Genomic DNA, 25,458 nt, shown 5'->3' with positions numbered 1-25,458 from the left:
TATTCTCATAGCAGATGATGGCGATATAAACCACTGTTCGCGTAGACTGAAAACGATGATTCCTTCGAGACCCGAGAACTTCTCCGCTGAACCGGACAGCCGTGCCGCGTCTGCGGGGCCCGCTGCTACGGACGCGACTCTGTCCGAAGCCTTGATGACGATCAGGAAGCGCAAGTACGTCATTCTGGCCGCCGCCTTGCTGGGCATGATCTATGGGTTTTATAAGGGATCTACGCAGCCCCATCTCTTTGAATCCTACGGTGACATAGAGATCCGCAGCGGCTCCTCCGACCAGTACCGTATCGCAGGATCGACCGGCGCCGGAGGGAATCGCCTTCCCACCGAGGTCGCAATCCTCAAGAGCGACACCCTTCTTCTTACCGTTGCGGAAGATCTCGATCTGGCCAACAACCAGGACTTCCTGGGAATGACCCAACGGCCGCCCCACGTAAACATCGAAGACCCGAACGTTCGTCAGGCGACGATCGGCCGCATGCAGGCCATTGTTTCGGTTGCGAACATTCCCAAAACCGACATTATCCGCATCAGTTGCAGCACCTTCAACGCGAAGTTATCAGCCGACATCATCAACAAGCTGATCGACGCGTACATCAAGCGCAGCTTTACTTCACGCGTCTCCTCGACACAACGTGCCTCGGGCTGGCTCACCAGTCAACTGGACGAACTGAAGCACCAGGTCGAGACCTCACAGAACCAGGTCATCGATCTACAGAAGCGTATCGGTGTTCTTTCCATCGATCCCACGCATAATCAAATCTCTTCCAGCCTGGAAGAGTTGACGACCGCCGCCGGTACGGCGCAGATCGCACGCATCCTCGCCGAATCGCGCTATCGCGTACTGAGCGGCATGGATCCCAACTCCCTGGACCAGACCGTCGCCAACACTACGAACAATGTGGCGGCAACCCAGCTTGCCACCCTCCGCTCGCAGCGTGAAACAGATATGGCCAACTATGCCAAGTTGACCGCACCTGGAAATCTCGGCCCCAACCACCCCCAGGTAAAGGCTGCCCACGCACAGATCGAGGAGCTCGACAAGGCGATCAAGCAGGAGCAGGACAGAGTCATCGCCCAGGCCAAGCAGACCTTCATTGCTGCACAGGCGAACGAGCAGCAGACCAGGGCTGCCCTGGAAGATCAAAAGTCGGAAGCCTACAAACTGCGCGACGATCTCGTGCAATATACGCTTCTCCAGCGCGACTTCGAATCCAACCGCACCTTGTATGAAGGGCTCCTGGAGAAGTTGCAGACAGCCAGGGTCCAGGCAGGTCTGGACTCCACCGAGATCGACATCATCGATCAGGCCGTGCCTCCCGCACAGCCCTCGCTCAAGTCGAAATCCTCGATCATGATGCTCAATACGATCATCGGCATCGTGCTTGGAGCAATCCTCGGTTTCATCCTGGAGAGCCTGGATACCAACCTGCACAGTGTCGCCGAGATCGAGGCGGTCTCCGGACTGCACTCGCTGGCCCTGATCCCCAGGGCGCGGCGTACCGGAATCGATACGTCGAACCTCAGCGTCATCCAACGAAATCTGGCGACACTTTCGAGTCCGAAATCACAGTTCACCGAAGCGTTCCGCGGACTCCGAACCTCGCTGCTGCTCTCCACCGCAGGCAAACTTCCCAAGGTCATCCTCCTCACCAGCGCGACCCCCTCGGAAGGCAAGACCACCGTTTCGACCAACCTTGCCTGCGTGTTCGCACAGCGTGACGTTCGCGTCCTCCTGATCGATGCCGATCTGCGGCGGCCGACTGTGCATCATCGTCTCGGCCTCAACGGCAAAGTCGGTCTCACCTCGGTGCTCACCGGCAGCCATACCCTCGAACAAGCTATCCAAAATGTGCCTGAGATGCCGAGTCTCGACATTCTGGTCAGCGGCCCGGTTCCGCCCTTCCCGACTGAAATGCTCAGTTCGGAGACGATGGCGGAGCTGCTTGAGAAGTGCCGCGGTATCTACACCCACATCCTGATCGACTCGCCGCCCCTGCTCTCGGTCACCGATGGCATCATTCTCGGCCGCGATGCGGATGCCGTTGTTCTGATCGTGCGGCATGGCAAGTCCAACAAGCACACCATTCGCCGGGCTCGCGACCTTCTGCTGCGTGCCGGAGTGCACATCACAGGCATCGCTCTCAATGCCATCGATCTCAACTCGCCTGAGTATTACGGCTATTACGGATACTCCGGATATTCCGGATACGGCTCCGCAGGCATGGATGCCGCCGGTTGGGAATCTCAGTCCGGCAAGTCCACCGGGAAAGGACAAAAATAATGAAAATTTCGTCTCTTCTCCGCGGTGGCTTGGCCGTTCTGCTCTGCACTCTCGCGCTTCCTTCTGTTGCCCAATTCAATGGGCCGGGAATTGTTAGCGGGGCCGACATCAACAAGCCCACGACGATCACCACGGACAGAGCTCTGCTCTATCCCGCCACGCACGATCAGCAACTGGGCACAGGAGATCTGCTCACCCTCCACATCTTCGGACAAACGGACTATAACCCCATTGTCCGCATCGGAACCGACGGAAAAGTGATGCTTCCACTCATCGGTGTCGTCTCCCTGGATGGGTTGACCATCACGACGGCCGAAGAGTTGATTGCCCGGAGACTTGAAGACGCCGGCATGTTCGAAAATCCGCAGGTAACGATACAGGTCACGGAAGGGCCAAATGCTGTCGTTACCGTCATCGGAGAAGCTCACGGAACCATTCCTGTCCAGGGATCGCGTCGATTATTCGATGTTCTTTCGGCAGCCGGTGGCCTGCCTCCAACCGCCAACCACGTCATTACAATCAATCGTCCCGGCCTGTACGAGCCACTCGTCGTCGATCTTGGTACAGACCCGGCGCATAGTTCCCTGGCCGATATTCCCGTCTTCGCTGGAGATACCATCGTGATCTCCAGAGTCGGGGTCGTTTATATAATCGGAGCCTTCAAGACTCCCAACTCGATTCCCCTGGTGCAGAACACACCGCTCACGCTACTGGAAGCCGCCTCGCTCAGCGGAGGCCCTGCTTTTGAGGCGAAATATAACGACCTGCGACTTATCCGCACCGTCGGCAACGAGCGCACCGTCGTCAAGCTGGACATGAAAAAGGTCCTCTATGGGCAGGCTCCGGATCCCATCCTTCAACCCAACGACATTGTCTTCCTGCCCAACAGTGCCCTCAAGGCGTCCATCGGAAATGGCAGCCTTGGGACCTTGCTCGGAGTCGTTGGCCTCGTGATCTCTATCGCTTACCGGTAATCTGGAGGTTCCGATCTATGCTCACAACCTCGGGCAAAGTCCGCCTCGCCTATGTCGTGAGCCACCCGATCCAGTACCAGGCCCCTTTGTTGCGCCGTATCGCGCAGGAGCCGGACATCGATCTAACCGTCCTGTTCGGCTCTGACTTCTCCGTGCGCGGCTATAAGGATGAGGGCTTCGGCGTGGAGGTCGAGTGGGACACTCCCCTGCTCGAAGGCTACCGCTATGAGTTTCTGCCCAAGCTACGCGACACCGGCGGAGTCTCTCCCCTTAGTCCCATCAGCCGGGGCATCTACAGGCGTCTCCGCAACGCCGATGGCAGCCCAGCCTTCGACGCGCTCTGGGTTCATGGCTATGCCAGCATCAATGCTCTGCAGGCGATCCTTGCGGCCAACGCTCTCGGCATCCCCGTTCTTCTACGCGCGGAGTCCTGGCTTGCGGACCGCAGCCGCAGCCCGTTGAAGCTCCTCGCCAAGAGTCTTTTCTTTAGCGACCTCCGACCTCTCATCGCGGCGACTCTTCCCATCGGCACGGCCAACGCTCGCTATTGGCGTCACTATCTCGGCCATGCGATGCCCCAGTTCCTCATGCCCTACGCCGTCGACAACGCCTTCTTCGCCCGTCGCGCGCAAGAAGCAGTTGCCGGAGAAGAACAACTGCGGTCGGAACTCGGCATTGAAACCGGCCATCCCGTGATTCTCTTCGCCTCCAAGCTACAACAGCGCAAACACTGCGACCATCTCGTGGAAGCCTACGCGGCACTGCTTCGCGATCACGACAGCAGCGGCTATAAGCCTTACCTCGTCATCGTCGGAGACGGAGAGGAGCGCGCCAACCTCGAAGCCCGCTGCCGCGATCTTGGCCTGACCAACGTTCGTTTTGCCGGGTTCCAGAACCAATCGGTGCTTCCCCGCTACTTCCATCTCGCCGATGTCTTCGTTCTTCCCTCACGGCATGAACCCTGGGGACTGATCGTAAACGAGGCTATGGCTGCCAGCTGCCCGGTCATCGTCTCGAGCGATGTCGGTTCCGGTCCTGACCTCGTAACCAACGGCGTCGAAGGCTACAGCTATCCTGTCGGCGACATCCTGGCCCTCACCGCGGCACTGAGCCGCGTCCTGGCCAGTCCCGAGACAGCCGCAGCCATGGGAAAAGCCGCACAACGGAGTATCGCAGGCTGGAGCTTTGAGGAAGATGTCCAGGGTTTGCGCCATGCCCTGGCCTACACCACACGCAAACTCCGGGCCTGATGCCGCCCCCATTCGCGCTCCAACCCGCTGCTACTCTTAGCTCTTCAGGTTTCTTCAAAAGCATGCGCATTCTGCATATCATCGGCAGCATCAGTCCGGAAGCCGGAGGCACCACCGAGGCGGTTCGTATGCTGATTCGCTACACTCCCCCGGGCTATACCAACGAGATCGCAACTCTCGATGAACCCACTGCGCCCTATCTTGGCGCGCTTTCCGTTCCCGTTCACGCCCTGGGTACGGGCGGATGGTACTCAGCCAAACTTGTGAGCTGGCTCAAAGCCAATCGCGATCGCTTTGATGGAGTCATGGTCCACGGACTCTGGGGCTACAACAGCGTCGCCGCGCGGCGTGCCTTCTCCGGCCACAAGCCGTATGTCGTGTTCGCTCACGGCATGCTGGACCCCTACTTCAAGCGTGCCTTCCCAGCCAAACATCTCAAGAAGTGGGTGTACTGGTTGTTCGTGGAGTTCTGGGTGCTGCGCAGCGCCTTTCGGGTCCTGTTCACCACAGCCGTAGAGCGTGATCTGGCTCGCCAAAGCTTCTGGCTCTCGCAATGGAAGCCGATGGTCGTAGCCCTCGGCGCAGAGCCGCCACCGTATGCGCCAGGGTCTTCCCTGCCTGCCTTTTTCGAGATCTGCCCGGAAGTGAAAGGCCACCGGTTCCTGCTCTTTCTCGGCCGCATCGACCGCAAGAAAGGCTGCGATCTCCTCATCGACGCCTTCGCTGCGCTTCGAGACCGCGACCCCGATCTGCATCTCGTGATGGCCGGCCCCGATGCCTCCAATTGGGGCCTCGACCTACAAGCAGCCGCCGCGCGTGGAGGCATCGCCGACCGTGTCCATTGGCCTGGAATGCTGACAGGAGAAGCCAAATGGGGAGCGCTTGAAGGCTGTGAGGCCTTCATCCTTCCGTCGCACCAGGAGAACTTCGGCATCGCGGTGGCGGAGGCGCTCGCCTGCGGCCGTCCCGTGCTCCTCTCCAATCAGATCAACATCGCGCCTGACGTTGCAGCCGATGGCTGTGCCCTGGTCGAGCCCGACACCCCTGAAGGCACGCAAAACCTGTTGACCCGCTGGTTCGAACTCTCACCTCCCGAGCGCGAAGCCATGAGCACCCAGGCCAGCCGCACCTTTGCCGGACGCTACGACATGCGCCGCAATGCCGAAATCATCCTCCGCGTCTTCGAGCAATCGCCACAATCTCAAGATCGAAGGGAGAATCGCTGACTATGCCTCGTACCGCCGACTATCGCGCCTCCGAACACATCTCCGCTGAAAAGCACAGTGATGCCTACACTCGTCCCGCCTTCTCCGTGGGCAATCGTGCCCGGCGGCTGGTCTGGAACATCTGCTGGCTCCTGCTCTACCGCCCTTCGCCACGGCCCTTTCATGGCTGGCGCAGCCTTCTGCTGCGCCTCTTCGGCGCGACGATGGGGCCTGACTGTCACTTCTACCCCGGGTCGAAGGTCTGGGCGCCATGGAACCTCATCTGCGCCGATCACGTTGCCGCAGGCGACGGAGCCGAGATCTACAACCCCTCCCCCATGCACTTTGCGACGCACGTCATCCTCTCGCAGGACTGCTACCTGTGCGGAGCGACGCACGACTACGACGACCCTGATTTCCCCTTGATCTCCTACCGCATGACGTTCGGCCAGTATTCATGGATCTGCGCACGGGCCTCCGTCGGACCCGGCGTCAACGTAGGCGATGGAGCGGTCCTGGGGCTCGCTTCAGTCGCCACACGCGACCTGGCCCCCTGGACGGTCTACGGAGGCCACCCTGCCGTCCCTGTGCGCGAGCGTAAGCGTCATCCTGCAGCGTCAGTTTAGATATATGTTCTTTCAGTTCCCCCCACAGAATCGTCATCCTGAGCGAAGCGCCTCGCGCTTTTGCGAGGTGCGCAGTCGAAGGACCCCGAGGGACTCGACCTCGCCCACAACGTTAGGACCTTTTCCACCACGAAAGTCCAGGCCTCAGAGCTGCATGGAGGGAATCTCAGTCGGAACAGGCGACGGCTCCAAGCCCCGAAGGGGCGGCGTATCCCAGCCTGGGATATACCTCCCCTTCGGGGCTCGGGTTCTGCGACTACCCTCGGTATTTGCTCGAAGCTCTACCCCAGCCGCTTACGCGCCTCATACAGCTTCGCATCGATCAAAAACCGGAACCAGAACGTCTGCAGCGTATAGAAGATCAGGCCTTCCATCCCATCCAGAAAGCCCGCCCGCACAATATACCGGTAGAAGAACAGGCAGATAGGCCGCACAAAGTACGGCGCGTCGTTATAAAGCCCGCGCAGATAGCGCTTCTTCTCCAGAACGTTTCCCGTCGCCTTGCCCTGTATCCGGCCTTCATTCTCGCCGCGCATCAGCTCGCGCACCTCGGCATCGGCCCAGCGGTTGTGCCGTGCCGTCCATTCGGTAAGAGGCATGCGCAGATCGTCGATCATCACGTTCCGCAACTGCGCTGTAGCGCCTGTGCACAGAAAATGCTGATCGTACTCGCGCATCTCACAACGGCCTGCGCCGTTCCGGAACAGGCGCATATGCCAGGTAGGGGACATCCCCCCGTGCCGCAAAATACGATTCATGAACTGCAGCAGCCGGGGAAGATAGAAGCCGCTCAACTCGGTCTGCTCCGGCAACGCAGCGATCTCGTCACGTAGCTCAGGCGTCAATCGTTCGTCGGCATCCAGGTGAAGCTGCCACGCATAACGAATAGAAGCGTTGTCGATCGCCCAGTTGCGCTGGTCCCCATAGTTTTTGAAGGGGTGGTGCAGGACCCTGGCGCCTGCCCTCTCGGCCAGGGCCACCGTATCATCCGTACTGCCCGAATCGACGACGACCACGTCGTCGCTCAATCCATCCACGCTTGCCAGCGTTGCCGGCAATGAATCGGCGGAGTTGAAAGCCAGCAGGATGATCGAGGGCCTCAAGCGTTCAAGCTCCTGAACGCCCTAGCCACGCAGCTTGGCCAGCAGATCCGTCGGATGCACCGGCTTGGCGAGAATCTCGAACTCGTGTCCCTGCGAACGAGCGCGCTCCAGCAGATCAGCCGTGGCGGCCTGCCCGGAGAACAGCAGAATCTTGCACTTCGGCAGCTTCTCCCGCATCTGGATAGCGGCCTCGATACCGGTCATGCCGGTCATGATGACATCGCTGATCAGCATGTCGGGCTGAAACTCATCAATGATCTCGACAGCCTTCTCGCCGCTATATACGGCGCGCGCTTCAAAACCCGATTGGTTGAGAATGATGGCCAGGGTATTGGCAATCACCTGCTCATCGTCGGCGACGAGAACACGCGGCTTCGAGTTGTTGGTAGTGTTTTCTGGCATGAAGAGATTTCCTGATCTTCCTTCTGTACAGCCTTGGCCGACTCAACGCCGTTCGGAGGGCCTGGAATACAACCCCATCATACGATGCCCTTTGATTCGTGCAAACCTGGCCTTTTCCACTTCCCCGCAAAAGCGGCATCGAACAGCGTTAAACACACCGGAGTGATACTCTTTCACCAGCAATGATCGACCTGCACCATCACCTCCTGCCGGGCCTCGACGACGGCTCACCTGACCTCGAGACCTCGGTTTCCATGGCTCGAATGGCCTCCGCAGACGGCATCACGCATATCGTGTGCACGCCTCACGCGAGCGGTCGCTACACCTTCAACCCGGAGATTGTCGCGGCCAAGCTCACCGAGCTGCGAGCGGCTGTCGCCGCCGAGTCCATCGACATCATCCTCGGTGGCGGATGCGACTTCCACCTCAATTACGACAATATTCAGGATGCAATCGCTCACCCCACCCGGTATACCGTCAACGGCAAGAACTACCTGATGGTCGAACTGCCCGACTACGGCCTCTCGCCGAATCTGGGTGAGACCTTCTACGAGCTTCAACTCGCCGGTATCACCTCCGTGCTCACGCATCCGGAGCGCAACCCCACCCTTCAGAAAGACCCCAAACGTCTCGAAGAGTGGATGCGAAACGGCTTGCTCCTTCAGGTGACCACGTCTTCTGTGATTGGAAAGATGGGGAAAGACGCCGAGCGCATGGCCCACAAGCTGCTCGCCGACCGCTGGGTCCACGTTCTTGCGACCGACGCCCACAACCTCACCTCCCGCCCCCCTCAGATGAGCCAGGCCCGCGAAGCCGTCGCCAAACGCTATGGAGCCGACTACGCCCAGTTTCTCTGCGTCGATAACCCGCTGGCGATCTTCGAAGGCCATCATCTCGGCGATCAGGAAGAACCGCGGCACCTGTTCGACACCTTCGACACGATAGACACCGGACGCAAGAGCTGGTGGAAGCGGATGTTCGGAAGATAGAAGTGATATGTAAGCGGCTTGCTGCTTGTTACGACTCTTAGTACATCTCATCCCTGCCCCTAAAGCGTTTTCCCTGTAGGTGTAAAGCGGTGCCTCGATCTTTATGGGTGTTTCCCCAATGAAAACGCCGCTGCACGCCCGTTTCCGGATTCCTGGCAACAGGGAAAATGCTCTAAGGCGCCAGCGTTGGCGTTCCGCGCCTTATCTGTCTCCACCGCAACACTCTTGTCCCCTTCGAGTTCGATGGCGTTCCCTGGCGCTCCCCTTCCAGAGCAAACCATAAAGTTCAGCCTCTGGAAGATTGAGTCTACAAATTGCGGAGTGAATAAAACCACTCCTGCCGGGTTAACACATCCAGGTGATTTATCTACCCGCACGAGGAGAAAATTTGAACCAGCAGAAGCCATCCCCAACCATCGACACCGTGAGTGCTTTCAATCCAGAGTTTAGAAATCATCCGGATCAAATCCTGGATCAAATTCGATCCGCACACCCGGTCCTGCACGATGAATCCGTAGATGCCATTATCCTCACTCGGGCAAAGGATGTCGCACAGGTACTCAACGATCGAAACATCGATTGTGACCCGCGCAAATCCAGTCCCGGATCGCGACTTCGGCAAGTCCACCGCGTGGATGAGAACTTCAGACCGTCACTGCTTAGAATGGACGATCCTGATCACAAGCGCGTCCGCGATCTCGTCTCCAAAGCCTTCAATCAGGCCTCGGTAGATGCCCTCCGTCCAAAGGTCGAGCAAATCGCCTCCGATCTGCTTGACTCTCTTCAGGGCCGTTCCTCTTTTGACCTGATAGAAACCTTCGCCGAACCCTTTCCCATGGCGGTCATTGCCGAGCTCCTTCAGGTCGATACGGACAAACGCGAAGACTTCCTGCAATGGTCCAAAGCAATGAATCAACTCTTTAACCCCAGGCCCACCCCCGAGCAGTTAGCCTCACTCAAATGGGGATCGGCAAGCTTCCACGCCTACCTGAAACAGATCGTCGACCAGCGCAGGGAGCATCGTGGCGCCGATCTGATCAGTTCCCTGATCACCGCGCACGAGGGAGAAAATACACTCACGGAATGGGAGATCATCAGCACCTGCGAACTCCTGCTCTTCGCGGGCAACGTCACCACAACGGATCTTATCGGGAACGGAATGTTCGCCCTGCTCCAGCATCCTGAGCAGATGGAAAAGCTTCGGGTAAATCCAGCTCTGCTGCCCGGAGCAATCGAAGAGATGCTGCGCTACGACTCCCCGGTAACCCACGTGGCTCGAGTCGCCAGAGATTCACCAGGCATCGACGGGTGCCCATTCCACGCTGGTCAGACAATTTATTCCTTAGTGAACGGTGCGAATCACGATCCGGCCTTGCACCTTGATGCGCATGCGTTCGATATAGAACGCGAGAACAAGCGCCACTATTCGTTCGGAGGCGGCGCGCACTTCTGCCTGGGAGCTCCCCTCGCTCGTGCCGAAGCACAAATCGCATTTTCTCTTCTTCTAAAGCGTTTTCCCAGCATCTCACTGAAGCCCGGAGCAGAGCCTGTACGCAAGATAACCCCGTCTTTCAGAGGATTGGAATCGCTCTGGTTGACAGTACCCTCGACCGAAGAAACCCGCAGCTAGAGCATTTTCCCTGTAGGTGTAGAGCGGTGCCTCGATTTTTATGGGTGTTTTCCCCAATGAAAACGCCGCTGCACGCCCGTTTCCGGATTCCCGGCAACAGGGAAAATGCTCTAAAACCAAGTAAGAATCGGGCTTCAGTGCATGCATCGAATCACGCACACACTGAAGCCCGAGAGCTTCCTAGAGTCCCAGTCCGCCGTCCACGGCCAGTAGCTGCCCGGTGATGAAGCTCGGGCAGGTCGCAAAGAACAATACCGCTGCCGCAACGTCCTCGGGCTTCCCATTACGCTGCATAGGCGTCTTCGCCGCGAAGTGTTCATAGGCCGCATCGACCTTCTCCGAGGTCACGATCATCCCCGGAGCCACACAGTTCACGCTGATCTGCGGCGCCCACGCCTTGGCCATGGTGTGCGATAGCATATGCAGCGCCGCCTTCGAGGTACAGTAGTGCGCATGCGTAGCCCAGGGATGAATCCCTCCCAGCGACCCGATATTGACGATCCGGCCCTGCGCCGCCTTCAACGCCGCATGAGCCGATCTCGCAACCAGGAACGGTCCGCGAGTATTGGTCTCGAACATGGCATCCCACTGCTCGACAGAGATCTCTTCGAGTGCCGCCGTCTCAAAAGCGCCCGCGTTATTCACCAGGAGATCGAGGCCTCCCAGTCGTTCAACGACCTGGGCCACAGCGCTCACAACGCTCGCTTCTTCCCGCACGTCGCATGCAATGGCAAACGCTTCGACGCCAAGTTCGCGCAGGTCCGATACCGTCTGCTCAGCCTCTTCCGTCGAGCCGCGATAGGTAATGGCGACATTCGCGCCCGCCTTGGCCAAGGCCAGGGCCAGCGCGCGTCCGATTCGCCGTGCACCGCCGGTTACGAGTGCCCGCTTGCCGGCAAGAGGCTTAGCTCCCTCCATCACTTCGGCGATTCCGTGGGAGGCGTCGTCGTGGCCGGAGGATTGGTTGCCGGCGGAGCCACTACATGCTCCTGGGTTCCAGCCGGCCGTTGCGCGGGCTTGCCATCGTTATCCACGTAATCCGATACCTGCGCACGGGGCCGCTGCATCTTGATGAGGATCTCTTTGTCGTCCATCGTCGCATCGAACTCCTGCGCCTGGGTCGCAAAACCGTTCGCGATCACCTGCACCGTCACATGGCTCCCAACCTCGATCAGATCCATCGTGGCACGGCCTTCAGAGTCCGTCTTGACCTCAAGATTTCCGTTGTCCTTGCCGTCCTTCGAGGAGCGGAAGACCACCGCCGCATTGATCAGGGGCTTGCTGTTGAAGCCCTTTTCGACCGTCACAACGATGTGCGCGATCGGTGGTGGCGGTTTGTACTTGCGGCCGTGCTGGGAGTCCTGTCCCTGGACAGCCGCCGGTAAAACCGTCAGCAATCCCACACCAACCATCATTTGAGCCCTAAGGCGAAGAGAAGCAAACATCATTGGGGCATTTTATCGCGAAGGCGAAGATTTGGCATATCGCTCCTCATCCCCTCACACATTTCTAGAATATGCGCGAGTTTCACTCATATTTACCGTCTTGTAATTGACTATGCCTCACGATTGGCATACATTAGCACTCGGCAGTCGAGAGTGCCAAAAGACCATCGCAGGGTGGTCCAACTCTTTCGAAACAGCAATAAGGAGATTCAAGAATATGGCAGCTACTTCGTTTACGCCGTTGCATGACCGCATCCTGGTTCGTCGTCTGGAAGAGGGCGAGAGCATCCGCGGCGGCATCATCATTCCCGATTCGGCCAAGGAAAAGCCCCAGCAGGGTGAGGTTGTCTCGGTTGGCAAGGGCAAGTCCAACGATGAAGGCAAGGTCTTCCCGCTCGACGTCAAGGCTGGCGACACCATCCTCTTCGGTAAGTACTCCGGCACCGAGATCAAGCTCGATGGTGAAGAGTTCCTCATCATGCGCGAAGAAGAAGTCCTCGGCATCCTCAAGAAGTAAGTGCTGCGCACGCCGCAAGGCGCTGCGATACATCCGGTTTCGTTAGGGCATGGCGTCAGCCGTGCCGGACAGATTCAAAGATTCGGGGCTTTAGCCCCGGAGTCAATATCAACGCGGCCTCATCCGCCGCGAGGAGAAGAAACACATGGCAAAGCAGATTCTGCATGGAGAAGATTCGCGTCAGGCGATCCTGCGTGGTGTTAACACGCTCGCCAACGCAGTGAAGGTGACGCTCGGTCCCAAGGGCCGCAACGTCGTCATCGAGAAGAAGTTCGGTTCCCCCACCATCACCAAGGACGGCGTCACCGTTGCCAAGGAGATCGAGCTGCCCGAGGGCCTCGAGAACATGGGCGCGCAGATGGTGAAGGAAGTCGCTTCGAAGACCTCCGACGTTGCCGGCGACGGCACCACCACCGCCACCGTTCTGGCCCAGGCCATCTACCGCGAGGGCGTCAAGACTGTCGCCGCCGGTGCAAACCCGATGGCGCTGAAGCGCGGCATCGACAAGGCTGTTGAGGCCATCATCGGCAAGCGCGACGAGCACGGCGTTGTCATCGGCGGCGCTCTCAGCGAGCTCTCCAAGCCCGTCTCGGGCGACATGATCGCCCAGGTCGGTACCATCTCGGCCAACTCGGACGAGCAGATCGGCACCATCATCGCCGCGGCGATGAAGAAGGTCGGCAAGGACGGCGTCATCACCGTCGAAGAGTCGCGCACGATGGAAACGCAGCTCGACGTCGTCGAAGGCATGCAGTTCGATCGCGGCTACCTCTCGCCCTACTTCGTCACCGACGCAGAGCGCATGGAAGCAGCCCTCGAGAACCCCTACATCCTCATCTATGAGAAGAAGATCTCCACGATGAAGGACCTGCTCCCCCTGCTCGAGCAGATCGCTCGCACCGCCAAGCCGCTGCTCATCATCGCAGAGGACGTGGACGGCGAGGCTCTCGCAACTCTCGTGGTCAACAAGCTGCGTGGAACCCTGAATGTCGCTGCCGTCAAGGCTCCCGGCTTCGGCGACCGCCGCAAGGCCATGCTCGAGGACATCGCTGTCCTGACGGGCGGCAAGGCGATCACTGAAGACCTCGGCATCAAGCTCGAGGGCGTCAAGATCGAAGACCTCGGCACCGCCAAGCGCATCACCATCGACAAGGACAACACCACCATCGTCGACGGCGGCGGTGAGGACTCCAAGATCGAAGGCCGCGTCAAGGAGATCCGCGCTCAGGTCGAGAAGACCACCTCCGACTACGACCGTGAGAAGCTCCAGGAGCGCCTCGCCAAGCTGGTTGGCGGCGTTGCAGTCATCAAGGTCGGTGCAGCTACCGAGACCGAGATGAAGGAGAAGAAGGCCCGTGTCGAAGACGCGATGCATGCAACTCGTGCAGCCGTCGAAGAAGGCATCGTCCCGGGCGGCGGCGTGGCTCTGGTGCGTTGCGCCAAGGCTGTCGACGCTCTCATCGCGAAGCTCGAGGGTGACGAGAAGGTCGGCGCGCAGATCATTCGCCGCGCCATCGAAGAGCCGTTGCGCATGATCGTCCACAACGCGGGCGAAGAGGGTGCGGTCGTCATCGGCAAGATCCACGAATCGAAGGACCCGAACTTCGGCTATAACGCCGGAACCGGCGCCTACGAGGACCTGGTCAAGGCCGGCGTCATCGATCCGACCAAGGTTACGCGCACTGCCCTGCAGAACGCCGCGTCGATCTCAGGCCTGATGCTCACCACCGAAGCCATGATCGCCGAGATTCCCGAGAAGAAGGAAGCAGCGGGCGGCGGACACAACCACGGCGGCGGCGGCATGGACGGCATGTACTAAGCCTCCACCAACAAGCAATAGCAGTAAACAGAAAGCCCCGGAGAAATCCGGGGCTTTCTGTTTGCCGTGTCACTACCATTCTTTGTCTTTTGCTTTTGCTTTTGCTTTTCTGGCTTGTCATTCCCGTAGGGAATCTGCTTCTGCTTTTGTCGTTGCTTTTGCTTTTGTCGTTGCTTCTGCTTTTCTGTCATTCCAACCGAACGAAGCGAATGGAAGGAAACTGCTTCCCGCGCACATCAACAATATTCGCGAGAGCGTTTCTATTTCCTCGCCGTCAAGCGCAATGACAAAATCAAGACAAAACTGTGACAACTAATCGACTTCATCGTGATCTTCTTGGTCAACTCAAAAACAGAGATACAACCGTTTGCAAACGATAGATCGTTTACTGTCGCAAATAATACGTCCCGTGCCCCGTGTTCCCAAAAGCAGTTTAGAAAAATCGACTAAACCTTGCTATAAGTGTGCCTGGAATGGCCTCGCGTGGTTCGTTGACCGCAAATCGGAGATCATCGTGAGACTTTGGAAGCTCTGCCCTTTCGTCTGTCTTTTCTCTATCCCGGTCTTGTCCACAGCACAACAACAGCCCGGGCTGGTTCCCTTCCAGACTTATGACGAGTCGAGCAATTTGCACGGGTACCTACAAAGCCTACCAGGCATGTGAGGCGGGTCACTAGTGGTTGAATCAAAAAATACTAAATCTTCCAATCTACTTAATCGAAAATGGGTTCTTATAGCTCTCTTGTGCGGTCTACCGTTTTTTGTTTTGTTTGTATATCTGGGTGCTCCAGGGAGGGGGCGAGCCGCCCTGATCGCGGTTGGAGTTGTGGTTTTAACTGCTAGAGCTTGCTGGGATTTGAAAGAGTACACATGGTTTTGGGTAACGCTGTCGATCACGGTCGCTTTTCAGGCTTCTCTCGTTCTGCTCGTTCCTTGGACAAGCAAGAGCTATCCCGGCATTACACTTCTGCCTGTCGGAGTAGCAGACTATGCCATCGTTTGGGGCAGCATCAAGCTAGTTGAAAAGGTAGCGAGGAAATAGGATTTGAGAGCGCTCGGCAATCATATGTGTACGACGCACGGTGACTTTTTCTTCCCCAAGTAATCCGACGCCCGGACCCACGTTTCAGCAGCATGTCAAGCCCAACTGCTCAGCATGTTAAATGCGGAGCACGGCACCAATAACGCTCAGATTAGACAGGGGCAAGCGATGAGGGCAGCCGGATGCCATTTGTGAACAAGACCTTAGGAGTGGGACTAATCGCCGCCTGTACAACGGTGATCGTATTAGCATTCGCCCTTTACGGGCTCTTTCATGGCTATTTCGATCACGGCGACTTCAGTGTTTTGTCTACCCAACGATCTTCCTCGGGTAGGTTTGCGATGGTCGCAAAGCGCTCAGATAATGACGCGCTCAATAATGACGAGATCTTTGTAGTTATGGGAGACCATATCTTTTCGCCTGTTGAACTTAGGTACGCTTTGCATGGGCCTTCGGTCATTTTCTCAACAGATCATGATTGCATTACTTTAAAATGGCAAGATCCACTTCACCTCGAGATCTCTTGCGCAGGAAATACTATCTCAAAAGATGAGATAAATGGAGAGCAGTCCCACAGCGACAACGTGTCAATCAAGTATGTGAATATTGCGGACGTGAATTCGACTCCGAGCCCCAAATAAAGTGGAGCCTCCTCCGCCATGCCAAGCGAAGATTTTGAACGCCACCAATAATCAGTTTGGGACGAACTATACAGATGCGAATGTCAGCAGCACTTTCAATTACTCAACGGGAGCGCCTTCAGGCCAAGGTACGTTGAACCTGAATATTTATGGCTCACATCCGGCGTATCCACGGGCTACTATCCGGTTCATTGGTGGACATACGCCATCGGCTATGGGCCAACCCTTCATGCCGTAAGCAGTCCAGGAGGACATGGCGATCAACTGACCGTGCCGTTTGGGCCGAATCAGGCTACGTTCCACATCGACTCCGGCTACGTGTACAACCCGGTTGGTGCGTTCTTCCATTGGCTCCTGAATATGACGAAGGTGGGAGGATACCCCAAATGCTGATCGGGCACCGTCAAGTATCCTTCCACCGTGGATGGCTCAACCTGCTTGTAACCGTTTTGATGGCCATGCCTGCGATGTCACTTGCTGCTCAGATGCTCGAAATCAAGTTGGTGGACGGTAGAAATGGACGCCCTATGGTTGGAACCTCCGCGTACGTGAATGTCTGGGTGGGCGGAGAGCGCAAAGAAGCAATCGCGATCCCCACGGACGACAACGGCATTGCTCGACTACAACTCACGCTGAATCCGAACGAGGTGAATATCCCCATCTCGACGGGTCACAGTACTATCGTCGAGAAGTATCCCGTTGTGAAATACGATGAGTCCTTCCTAATCAATGTTCCCTACGTGTTGTGTGGGTCAGGGGAAGGAAACCGCTCTCCGCTCGAACTAAACAACTTCAGCACAAAAGAAGTTCTTGAGCACGGATATGCTTCGAGAAACACATGCGGTAAAGTCACAGTCCAGCCCCAGCCCGGACAAGTAGTCCTGTTCGTCAGGCCGCTCACGTTCATGGAGAAAATGAAGCAATAACCTTTAGCAAAATCCAGCCAGCTGGCCACCCTTCGGGGCGGCCTTGTTGCTGGTCTGGGGCGAGAAAGAGAGTTGCAATGAATCGTGTAAGCATCTATACCTTGGTTGCACGATACCTACAAAGACTACCGAGCATGTCAGGCGGGGCACTAACTAATGGTTGAATCGAACAATACTAAATCTTCCAATCTACTTAATCGAAAATGGGTTCTTATAGCTCTTTTGTGCGGGCTACCGTTTTTTGTTTTGTTTGTATATCTGGGCGACCCGGGGAGGGGGCGAGCCGCCCTGGTCGCGGTTGGAGTTGTGGTTTTAGCTGCTAGAGCTTGCTGGGATTTGAAAAAGTACACATAGTTTTGGATGACGCTAGCGATCACGGTCGCTTTTCAAGCTTCTCTCGTTCTGCTCGTTCCTTGGACAAGCAAGAGCTATCCAGGTATTACACTTCTGCCTGTCGGAGTAGTGGACTATGCCATCGTTTGGGGCTGCATCAAGCTAGTTGAGAAGGTAGCAAGGAAATAGGATTTGAGAGCGCTCGGCAATCTATGTGTACGACGGGCGGGTGGCCCAAGTCTAAATAGGAAGCAAAGAGGGTGCCCCACATCTCGCTTTTGAGATGTGGGCTGTAGGATGAGTGCCATGCCGAAGGATCTTGTTCGCCGGGTGCCCCATTCATGCGCGTTCTTTGTGCATGAGTGAGCTGCCACGAATGTCTTAGAACCATCGCCACCCCACTCATGACATGAAACCGTCATGAATGGGGCACCCAAATGGTTCAGGGTACATTTGGCCATCCACACAAGGTCATTTCAACCAGGATTCGTGTGTGGTCGCTGGAGCCCCTGCAGGAGCTGGCGAATCGTTGCCGCCGGGGCTGTACCAGTCGATGTTCCGCGTAAAGTACATCGTCGCAGCGATGGAGGCAAAGCTCGCGCAGGAGCCGACTAGGAGCGCATAGTTCTCCAGCCTCAGCAGCACGTAGATAAAGGCATAGAGCAGGCTGAACACGCCCAGAGCTCGCAGGCCCAGCTTGCGGCTCACAAACAGCCATGCGGTATTCATGGAAAAGAGCAGCACCGTCGCTGCCCCGGCGATCAGGAATCCAAGGTCAAACCCAACCAACTCCGATAACGAAAGCAACAGCAGGTAGAAGATGGTCTGCGCCACACCGACCAGCGCATATTGCCCAGGGTGGACCCGCTTTTTTGCCGTGACCTCGAAAAGAAAATACGTAATGAACACCAATCCCAGAAATAAAGTGATGTACCTGAGCGAGCGATGGATAGAGCGGTAGGAGTCCGCCATCTTGATGCCGAGTACTGTGTGCGGCGGCTGAGGTGTTCCATTGCTGTAGGTGGTTACCGCGCCTCTCTGTTCGGCGCGGCTATCCGCAAGGCTGTCGACGAAGAAGCCAGGAAGGCTCATCAGCACTGCCAGGGCAAATAACAAGAAAAACTTCGTTCCCATAGAACGCGACTTAAGACTGGCGATTGGAGTTGCAGGTTGCGGCGGAAAGATGGTGCTCATCGGCGTGTCTCCTTTAGGTGGCAAATACACTTTGTAATGCAAAGTTGATAGAGAAAAAACAAGCCCAGGCTGGTAAAAGACTCCGGGCTAACTTGTGGCGGCGTATGTTGCGAATATCTTCAAGATCGCGATTCAGAGCATTTGTGCACTTTTCACTTTGCATTACAAAGTAATACTTTGCGATGCAAAGTGTCAAGGGATAACGCGAGAGGCTATACAGGAAAACCTCAAATCACCCCACATTTCGGCAAAACACACCGGATTGCGCCAGAGTGCTCCGTCGAAATGTGCCATGCCATCAACACCGCAAACGGATAAGGGCATGGCCAGAAGCCATGCCCTTATCCGTTATTCCCTACATCCAACCCTACCGTTCCGGCGAGATCTTTACCGGCGCGCCAGGCTCCAGAGGTGAATCATCCCCCGGAAGCGGAATCGTCTTCTTCCTCCGCTTCACCGGTGGCGCGGAGCTTGGCGGACGCTGTTTATTCCGGCCGTTGCGCTTCCCATTGGGAGTCTCGATCACAGCACGCATCCAGTACTCGCCATTCGCATCAGCCTCGATGCCGTGCGTCTCGCGTTCGAAGCCCGGGAAGCGCTTGCCGAACTCCTCCATCGCCATAATCAGGCGGATGACGGGGCTCTCCGGGCCTCCGAGACGTTCGCCCGGCATACTCATCGGAATGCCCGGCGGGTACGGCACCAGCATCACGGCAGCGATGCGGCCTGCCATCTCCGAGAACTTGATCTTCTCCGTCTCGCCGCGCAGGAGCTTCTGGTACGTCTGTGCCGGCGTAAGAACTGGATCGAAGTCCTCGTCGCACGCCGCGTTCACCAGGCCCGAGAGATTGAGCTGCTGCATCACCATGTGCATCTCATCGCTCAGCTCTTTCAGCGTCACGTTGCGGTAACGCGCCGGATACTTCAGCACCAGTTCAGGCAATGCCTCTTCCAGCGGAGCTTCGCTGTCGTAGAGCCGCTTGAACTCGAAGAGGTTCTCGAGCAGCGCGCCCCACTTCCCTTTACTGGTTCCGACCGAGAACAGCACCAGCACGGTGTAGTCACCGGTGCGCGCGATCTCGACGCGGCGGCCATCCAGGAACTCCGTGAGGATCGCCGCGGGAATGCCCCAATCGCTGACCACTCCCTGTGCGTTGACACCCGGCGTAAGGATCGTCACCTTCGACGGATCGAGCATGCAATAGTCGTCCGCGATGTCCTCATCCTGATAGCCATGCCAGTCTTCGCCGGGCTTTAGAGTCCAGCAACTGGAACGATTCGTCAGCAAACCATCGGCAGCTTCCTCAAACAGGTAGGTCTCACCGTCGAGCGGATCGAAGACGTACTCCGGCTGATAGAGCCGGAAGAACCAACCCTGCTCCGCAGCGCGCAGACGGTGTGCCACCGACGACATGGCCTTGCGGAAGCTGATCGCATCCTGCAGCGTCTCGCTCATCAGCGTGGGGCCGGCAGGCTCGTCCATCATGGCTGCTGCGACGTCGAGCGAAGCGATCAGCGGATAGAACGGCGAGGTCGTCCCATGCATCATGAACGACTCGTTGAACTGGTCATAGTCCAGTGGTGCGCGCTGGCTGAGCTTGATGTGCACCATCGACGCCATCGAGAACGCTGCCAGCATCTTGTGCGTGGACTGCACGGAAAAGATGGTCGGACGATCGGGAATCTCATCCGGAACTCCCATGGCGAAGCGTCCACGATAGATCTCGTGGAACTTGGCGTAGGCGTACCAGGCCTCGTCGAAGTGGATGCGCGGAACGCTCTTGGCCAGCTCTTCGACAACGCGATTCACGTCATAGCAGAGGCCGTCGTAGGTCGAATTCGTGACGACCGCATAGGTCGCCTTCTTCACCGGCGCACCGGCGCAGAAGGGACTCTTATCGATCAACGCCTGGACGTTCTCCGGGCTGAAGCGCTTGATGGGGACGAGCCCGATCATGCCGTAGCCATTGCGCGTGGGCTTGAAGTACACCGGACGCGCACCAGTAATCGTAAGCGAGTGGCAGATCGACTTATGGCAGTTCGCGTCAGCGAGCACGATGTCGTCCTGCGCGATTACGCCGTGGCCCACAATCTGGTTGGAGGTGGACGAACCGCCCAGCACGAAGAACGTCCAGTCGGCGCCGAAGATGCGGGCAGCGTTGCGTTCGCTCTCTCCCGGAGGCCCGATATGGTCCAGCCACGATCCCAACGGCGAGGTCGAAATGCCGAGATCGGACCGCATGATGTTTTCGCCGAAGAACTTGTGGAACTCCATGCCGATCGGGTGCTTCAGGTAGGCGACGCCGCCCATATGCCCTGGCGCGTCCCACGAGTATGCACCCTGGTCGGTGTACTTCTTGAGTTCGCGGAAGTAAGGAGGCAGCAACTGCTCGTGATAGCGCTCGACCGCGAAGTCCACGCGGTTGGCGATGAACGCGGGTGTATCGCCGAAGAGGTGGATGTACTCATGCACCTGCTTGACGACCTCCAGCGGCAGTTCGCTGACAAGCGTACGGTCCGCAATCAGAAAGATCGGGATCTTCTTATTGCGGCGGCGAACGGCGCGGAGGATCTTGAGCGCGGCGCGTTCGTCGAACTGGTTCTCCCCTTCGAGGTCCCAGTCCAGCAAAATCGCGCTATGCGAGGGATCCGAGGTTACCAGCGATAATCCATCTTCAGGCGTCGAAGTCCTGACAACTTCGTAACCTTCTTTTCCAATGGCTTCGACCAAACGCTCCATGGCACGATCCGAAACGGAATCCGTGCCACCCACCTCACTCGCAATCAACAATACCCAGCGGCCTTCGCTCATACACCTCTCACTTCTATTGCAATGGTACAGCGCGAAGTTGAATGGAATATGTGTAAGAAAGAGCGAATCACTTAATGCAAAAAGCGCGGAGGTTTCGGGAAAGCTGCAATGGCATCCATTGCGACCTTCGCGAAACCTCCGCGCCTCTGCGTTAAAGCCTTATGTCTGGCTGAAAACGGCTGTAATTCCAGGTTACTCCGCCACAACACCCGGATGGACACCATCCGGTCCATGGACCTTGACCCCAGGCTGGCTGGTTCTCACCTTGATACGGGTGAGCGTATCGCGCTTCGAGAGGGGTGCATTCGCCATGAAGTTGATGGTGTAGCTCTCGTTGATCGCCTTACGGAAATCATCAAGGAACGGCCCCAGGGAGACGGGATTGCCAAAACCCTGGTAGAAGGAACGGCCACCCGTAGCCTCGGCAACCTGGCTCAGATAGCTCTGACCGCTGAAGCTTCCCCGCCGACCGCGCATACCGGCTTCTGTAAACGCAATCGAGTAGACGGCTACACCAGCACGCTGGGCGTCTTCCTGGGCAGTCTGGACATAGGGACTGTCCTGATTCAGGATCGAGGTGCTGCCGTTATAGGGATCGACACCGTTGGTAATCATCATCACAAAGCGCGCGGCGGGCTTGTTCGACGGCCAGTGCTTGGAGATCTCCGAAAGGCAGAAGTATGGGCTCGAATCGACACCCGGCGCGGAGATGGGCAAACGCAGCACGCTGGTGGCCGCTGCGTGGTCGGTCGTAAAGCCGGTTCCCTGCACCGTTCCATTGCGCATATAACCGACCATCACCTGTACACCGGGCGGCAGGTCATTGATGAACTTCTTCAGGTCCGGCAGTTGCAGGCCGAAAGAGCCCCGCAGACCATCGTCGATCAGGATCGCCAACTGCGTGCCACCCGGATGAACGGGAGTCACACCAGTAAGAGGCGTCCCATGACCATTAATCTCCAGAGTCAACATGGCAGGATCGAGCGGAACACCGTTCTTTGATTCGGCGTTAATGAGCGCGGAGGTGGGTAGCGGTCCTTCGGACGGCATCTCCTGAGCGAACATCGGAACCGCAACGAGTGCGGCTAAGGAAGAAACAAGCAATGCACGGCGAAAAGTAATCATGTCTAACCCCTTCACTACTATAGACGCGTAAAAGAATCGTGAGATGTCAGTATTTTGTTTGAATAGCCCTGCCACTCTAGTTCCTGGATCTTCCAGTTTTTGGGCTAGAGAACGACTAATTGCCACCCAACCGGATCTTCAGGCCCGACCGAAAGGTCAGCGGAAGCCCAGGATAGCCGATCGGCCCGATGTGCTGGTTATTCAATAGATTGTCGATCTGCGTGAAGAAAAGCAGGTGGTGAGGCATCGCGTAGGTCATTCCCAGGTCGAGCTTCACATAGCCGAAATCCAGGTCGTGGTTGGGCAGAAGAAGCGTGTTGCCGCCGGTGGCGTCGGAATAACCCAGGTACGTAGAGTCGTCGCTGCGGCTGGCCAACGCGCCCTTGAGCGCCACGGTAAACTTCCGCCGCATGTACTGCGCATCGAAATAGCCCGTGCTGGGCGCTCGCCGAAAGGGCCTTGCCCCAACCAGCGGACTCTCCGCCCCAATCGCGATTCCCGCCAGATTCGGGTTCTCGGTCGGAGTCCCTTCGGCGGCTGCCACCGCGTCAGAGGCGAACGACTGCAGCACCCTCGAATCGAGGTTCGTATAGCCGCCGCGTACCAGCACGCTCGGCTTGGGCTGCCACGCCAGTTCGATCTCTTCGCCCTGCGCGCGGTACGCCAGCGAGTTCAGATACGCCTCATAGAGCCCGACACCCGGATTGATATTCAGGTTGAAGTACTGCGCCAGCGCAGCATTGCCGACGCCCTCAAGCTGCCGGTCGAAGACATTGTGAAAATAGCCGGCCTTCAGCGTCAGCTTCTCGCCGAGAATGTTCTGGTCGATCCCCACATCGTAGGTCCGGGAGCGCTGCGCCGACTGCGGTGTAACGTGATACAGCGCAATATCCGCCGTATCGCCGGCGTTCAGCAGCTGCGTATACAGACTCTGGAACTCGATCGCCAGCGTCGGCTCCTGCACGCCGGTCGCGAAGTTGGCACGCAGCCGTGTGCCGTGGAAGAGCTTGCCCGACGGGCGTACCGGAACATAGGTCAGCCCCAGCCGGGGCGTCCCTGCAATGCCATAAAGATGGTTCTTCTCTACCGCACCGCCAGCCGAGTAGAACAGCCGGCTGAAGAACTCACCCTGGAACTGGAGGTTGTACTCGAAGTTGGTACGTTGCGTCTTCTCATGCTCAAAGATATCGGCGTCGTTGAAGCTGCCGCGCTCGTTGTCGTAGCGGAACCCGAATAGCCCGATGAAATGCCGCGAGAAGCTATAGTCGCTCTGGTAATAGAGCTGGTCGCGATTGGAATCCTGATCGGTATTGTCGCCATACACTTCCGTCTGCCCTGTAGCCGTATAGCCATTCGCTCCCCGAATCGTGACTACCGGACCGAAGTACGCGGTGTACTGATCGGGCTGCCCCTGTTCGAACGTGATGGGGGTTCCCTGCTGGCCGAACTGCTGTTGCTGCTCGCGCTTGCGGGCGATGCTGTAGCGGAACAGATTGTGCCAATTTCCCTTGTAGCGGTTCTCGAGGGTCAGCCCTGAGTACAGGTCCTGATCCCCCAGCTTGCTGTCGTCCGAGATTCCCCAGAAATCATGCGGTCCGGGCACACCGGTCGCCGAATCCGCGTTGCGGATCGTAAACCGCACCTGCGTATTGCCGTTGATGTCGTAGCCAAGGTTGAGCGCCGACGTCACAGAGTGATACCGGTCGAGCTGCAGCGCATTCGACGTATCGAGTCGCGACACGGCGCCAAAGTAGTCGAACTTCTGCAGCGTTCCACTCAGCGTCGCCTCATTACGCCAGGTGTGCAGGTTGCCCGCATCGCCCGAGTAAGTCAACAGGGGGACCGCCGTCGTACCGCGCGGTGTCTCGATTGAGATCACGCTCGATCCGGCGTCCGTTCCATACATTGCCGAATCCGGCCCCCGAAGCAGCTCCATGCGGCCCACCGCCGTCGAACTGACCGTGCCAAAGTCGAAGGTGCCGCCTACATCGTCGGCAGGGACTCCATCGATCATCACCAGGTTTGCGGTCGAGTTGCCGCCACGCAGAAATAACGAAGTCACCCCGCCTGTCTGGCCCGTCTGTACCAGGAAGGCTCCCGGGATCTGACGCATCTCATCGACCACACCAAGGCGTGTATCGAGCGTCTCTCCCTGGATGACGCTAACCGGAGCTGTGAGCTGCGGCAGAGGCGTCGGAATGCCCGTCGCCGCCACGGAGACCTCCTGGCGCACCGTATTCGTCGCCATCACGACATCCTTCTCCAGGACATCCGTCGTTCCGCTATAGAAGTCTTCGCCGATGGAAGGGAAAAATCCCCTTATCGAGCCCAGCAGGATGAACCGGCCAGCACCCGCATAGCGAATCTCATAGGACCCATCTTCCTCCGAATACGCGATGGCCGACACCTTACCCGACTCGATGAGCTGCACACGGGCTCCAGGCACGGGCCTGCCCAGCACATCGGTCACATGACCGCGCACGATAACGGCATGGGCCGCGGTTCCAAATGCAGCGAGCAGAAGGAGGGCACAGGCGGATCGGCGCCGGCGACCGGCGCGTAAAGACAACCTGGCCACGGGGCGGCCCAGTGAAGAAAGAGAAAGCATAAGTAGATTGACTCCGCCTGTCTCCCATGGAGAGCATGACGAGGAGATGCAGTACCGCAAAGGCAACATTTAACGAATGTTGGCGGACCTTTAGTGTACGGCGGCCTTCACTAAATCGAAAGCGCCTGCCAGCCGGGGATAGCGGTTGTAGAGTGAAATCAAGCTCGCTCCACGCATAGCTTTGTTCTTCGTCCCCCCACAGAATCGTCATCCTGAGCGAAGCGTCCCAGCCTTTGGGGACGCGCAGTCGAAGGACCCCGAGGGTTATCCTCTTGCCCAAACCTTTTGCACCTTTTCAACCCCAAGCGCTCGAGCCTGGACTCTCGTGCTGGAAAATGTCCCAACATCCCGGGTGAGATCAAGCTCTTCGGGGTCCTTCGACTCCGCTCTCGCAAAAGCGCGAGATGCTCCGCTCAGGATGACGGATCTGTGGGGGAACAAAATAGGTGAATCGTTATCCCGATTCGTCAGACACTACCTGGTCCCGGAAACGCCCTGATGCCGAAGCATCAGGGCGC

20 protein-coding genes are annotated in these 25,458 nt (G+C 57.7%); 12 read left to right on the top strand and 8 right to left on the bottom strand.

Annotated features, from left to right (window positions below):
- Nucleotides 1-55 precede the first annotated feature (55 nt).
- The 5 genes from ACIX8_RS09320 to ACIX8_RS09300 all read left to right on the top strand — a co-directional run bounded on the left by ACIX8_RS09320 (nt 56) and on the right by ACIX8_RS09300 (nt 6,354).
- Nucleotides 56-2,299: a GumC family protein gene (locus ACIX8_RS09320; protein WP_014265092.1), complete on the top strand. Its 2,244-nt coding sequence runs from the start codon at nt 56-58 to the stop codon at nt 2,297-2,299.
- A complete protein-coding gene (locus ACIX8_RS09315; RefSeq protein ID WP_014265091.1) occupies nt 2,299-3,273 on the top strand; it encodes a polysaccharide biosynthesis/export family protein in 975 nt (324 codons plus the stop codon). Before ACIX8_RS09320 ends, ACIX8_RS09315 begins: the two co-directional genes overlap by 1 nt.
- A gap of 17 nt (nt 3,274-3,290) precedes the next feature.
- Nucleotides 3,291-4,523, top strand: coding sequence for a glycosyltransferase family 4 protein (locus tag ACIX8_RS09310; protein WP_014265090.1), 1,233 nt, complete (start codon nt 3,291-3,293; stop codon nt 4,521-4,523).
- A 62-nt stretch (nt 4,524-4,585) separates the two neighbouring features.
- Nucleotides 4,586-5,749, top strand: a complete 1,164-nt coding sequence (locus ACIX8_RS09305; RefSeq protein ID WP_044176454.1) for a glycosyltransferase — start codon at nt 4,586-4,588, stop codon at nt 5,747-5,749.
- A 2-nt stretch (nt 5,750-5,751) separates the two neighbouring features.
- Nucleotides 5,752-6,354 carry an LbetaH domain-containing protein gene (locus tag ACIX8_RS09300; RefSeq protein WP_014265088.1) on the top strand — a complete coding sequence of 201 codons (603 nt, stop codon included), beginning with the start codon at nt 5,752-5,754 and terminating at the stop codon, nt 6,352-6,354.
- A gap of 281 nt (nt 6,355-6,635) precedes the next feature.
- Here the strand turns inward: ACIX8_RS09300 and ACIX8_RS09295 are convergent, their stop codons facing one another.
- Nucleotides 6,636-7,457 carry a glycosyltransferase family 2 protein gene (locus ACIX8_RS09295; RefSeq protein ID WP_014265087.1) on the bottom strand — a complete coding sequence of 274 codons (822 nt, stop codon included), beginning with the start codon at nt 7,455-7,457 and terminating at the stop codon, nt 6,636-6,638.
- Between the two features lie 21 nt (nt 7,458-7,478).
- Nucleotides 7,479-7,859, bottom strand: coding sequence for a response regulator (locus ACIX8_RS09290; RefSeq protein WP_014265086.1), 381 nt, complete (start codon nt 7,857-7,859; stop codon nt 7,479-7,481).
- Between the two features lie 182 nt (nt 7,860-8,041).
- Between ACIX8_RS09290 and ACIX8_RS09285 the strand changes: the two genes are divergently transcribed.
- Together ACIX8_RS09285 and ACIX8_RS09280 are read left to right on the top strand one after the other, a co-directional pair.
- The gene (locus ACIX8_RS09285; RefSeq protein ID WP_014265085.1) at nt 8,042-8,848 is read left to right on the top strand and encodes a tyrosine-protein phosphatase; all 807 of its coding nucleotides are present in this window, start codon (nt 8,042-8,044) and stop codon (nt 8,846-8,848) included.
- 388 nt (nt 8,849-9,236) lie between these two features.
- Nucleotides 9,237-10,478 carry a cytochrome P450 gene (locus ACIX8_RS09280; protein ID WP_014265084.1) on the top strand — a complete coding sequence of 414 codons (1,242 nt, stop codon included), beginning with the start codon at nt 9,237-9,239 and terminating at the stop codon, nt 10,476-10,478.
- A gap of 180 nt (nt 10,479-10,658) precedes the next feature.
- On the opposite strand, the gene ACIX8_RS09275 is transcribed toward ACIX8_RS09280, so the two are convergent.
- Together ACIX8_RS09275 and ACIX8_RS09270 are read right to left on the bottom strand one after the other, a co-directional pair.
- Nucleotides 10,659-11,396, bottom strand: coding sequence for an SDR family NAD(P)-dependent oxidoreductase (locus ACIX8_RS09275; protein ID WP_014265083.1), 738 nt, complete (start codon nt 11,394-11,396; stop codon nt 10,659-10,661).
- Nucleotides 11,396-11,893 carry a carboxypeptidase regulatory-like domain-containing protein gene (locus ACIX8_RS09270; protein ID WP_014265082.1) on the bottom strand — a complete coding sequence of 166 codons (498 nt, stop codon included), beginning with the start codon at nt 11,891-11,893 and terminating at the stop codon, nt 11,396-11,398. Before ACIX8_RS09270 ends, ACIX8_RS09275 begins: the two co-directional genes overlap by 1 nt.
- Before the next feature lie 247 nt (nt 11,894-12,140).
- Here ACIX8_RS09270 and ACIX8_RS09265 point away from each other — a divergent pair, with 247 nt between their 5' ends.
- The 5 genes from ACIX8_RS09265 to ACIX8_RS09240 all read left to right on the top strand — a co-directional run bounded on the left by ACIX8_RS09265 (nt 12,141) and on the right by ACIX8_RS09240 (nt 16,868).
- Complete coding sequence (locus ACIX8_RS09265) at nt 12,141-12,440, top strand: co-chaperone GroES (protein ID WP_014265081.1); 300 nt, start codon at nt 12,141-12,143, stop codon at nt 12,438-12,440.
- 145 nt (nt 12,441-12,585) lie between these two features.
- On the top strand, nt 12,586-14,259 hold the full coding sequence (gene groL / locus ACIX8_RS09260; RefSeq protein WP_014265080.1) for a chaperonin GroEL: 1,674 nt from the start codon (nt 12,586-12,588) through the stop codon (nt 14,257-14,259).
- A gap of 676 nt (nt 14,260-14,935) precedes the next feature.
- Nucleotides 14,936-15,301: a hypothetical protein gene (locus tag ACIX8_RS25605; protein ID WP_014265079.1), complete on the top strand. Its 366-nt coding sequence runs from the start codon at nt 14,936-14,938 to the stop codon at nt 15,299-15,301.
- Between the two features lie 191 nt (nt 15,302-15,492).
- Nucleotides 15,493-15,942 carry a hypothetical protein gene (locus ACIX8_RS09245; RefSeq protein WP_150110549.1) on the top strand — a complete coding sequence of 150 codons (450 nt, stop codon included), beginning with the start codon at nt 15,493-15,495 and terminating at the stop codon, nt 15,940-15,942.
- A gap of 386 nt (nt 15,943-16,328) precedes the next feature.
- Entirely contained in the window at nt 16,329-16,868 is a 540-nt protein-coding gene (locus ACIX8_RS09240) for a hypothetical protein (protein ID WP_014265077.1), read from the top strand.
- A gap of 804 nt (nt 16,869-17,672) precedes the next feature.
- Here the strand turns inward: ACIX8_RS09240 and ACIX8_RS24510 are convergent.
- From ACIX8_RS24510 to ACIX8_RS09220, 4 genes are all read right to left on the bottom strand, one after another.
- Entirely contained in the window at nt 17,673-18,395 is a 723-nt protein-coding gene (locus tag ACIX8_RS24510; protein ID WP_014265076.1) for an inner membrane CreD family protein, read from the bottom strand.
- Nucleotides 18,396-18,762: 367 nt separating this feature from the next.
- A complete protein-coding gene (locus ACIX8_RS09230; RefSeq protein ID WP_014265075.1) occupies nt 18,763-21,207 on the bottom strand; it encodes an Orn/Lys/Arg family decarboxylase in 2,445 nt (814 codons plus the stop codon).
- 192 nt (nt 21,208-21,399) lie between these two features.
- The gene (locus ACIX8_RS09225; RefSeq protein WP_150110548.1) at nt 21,400-22,332 is read right to left on the bottom strand and encodes a vWA domain-containing protein; all 933 of its coding nucleotides are present in this window, start codon (nt 22,330-22,332) and stop codon (nt 21,400-21,402) included.
- A 115-nt stretch (nt 22,333-22,447) separates the two neighbouring features.
- Nucleotides 22,448-24,940 carry a TonB-dependent receptor gene (locus tag ACIX8_RS09220; RefSeq protein WP_014265073.1) on the bottom strand — a complete coding sequence of 831 codons (2,493 nt, stop codon included), beginning with the start codon at nt 24,938-24,940 and terminating at the stop codon, nt 22,448-22,450.
- Between the last annotated feature and the right edge of the window lie 518 nt (nt 24,941-25,458).

Source organism: Granulicella mallensis MP5ACTX8 (genome assembly GCF_000178955.2).
In the GTDB taxonomy this organism is placed as follows: domain Bacteria; phylum Acidobacteriota; class Terriglobia; order Terriglobales; family Acidobacteriaceae; genus Granulicella; species Granulicella mallensis.
The sequence above is the reverse complement of the archived record's forward strand: the minus strand, read 5'-3'. Positions and strand labels throughout refer to the sequence as shown.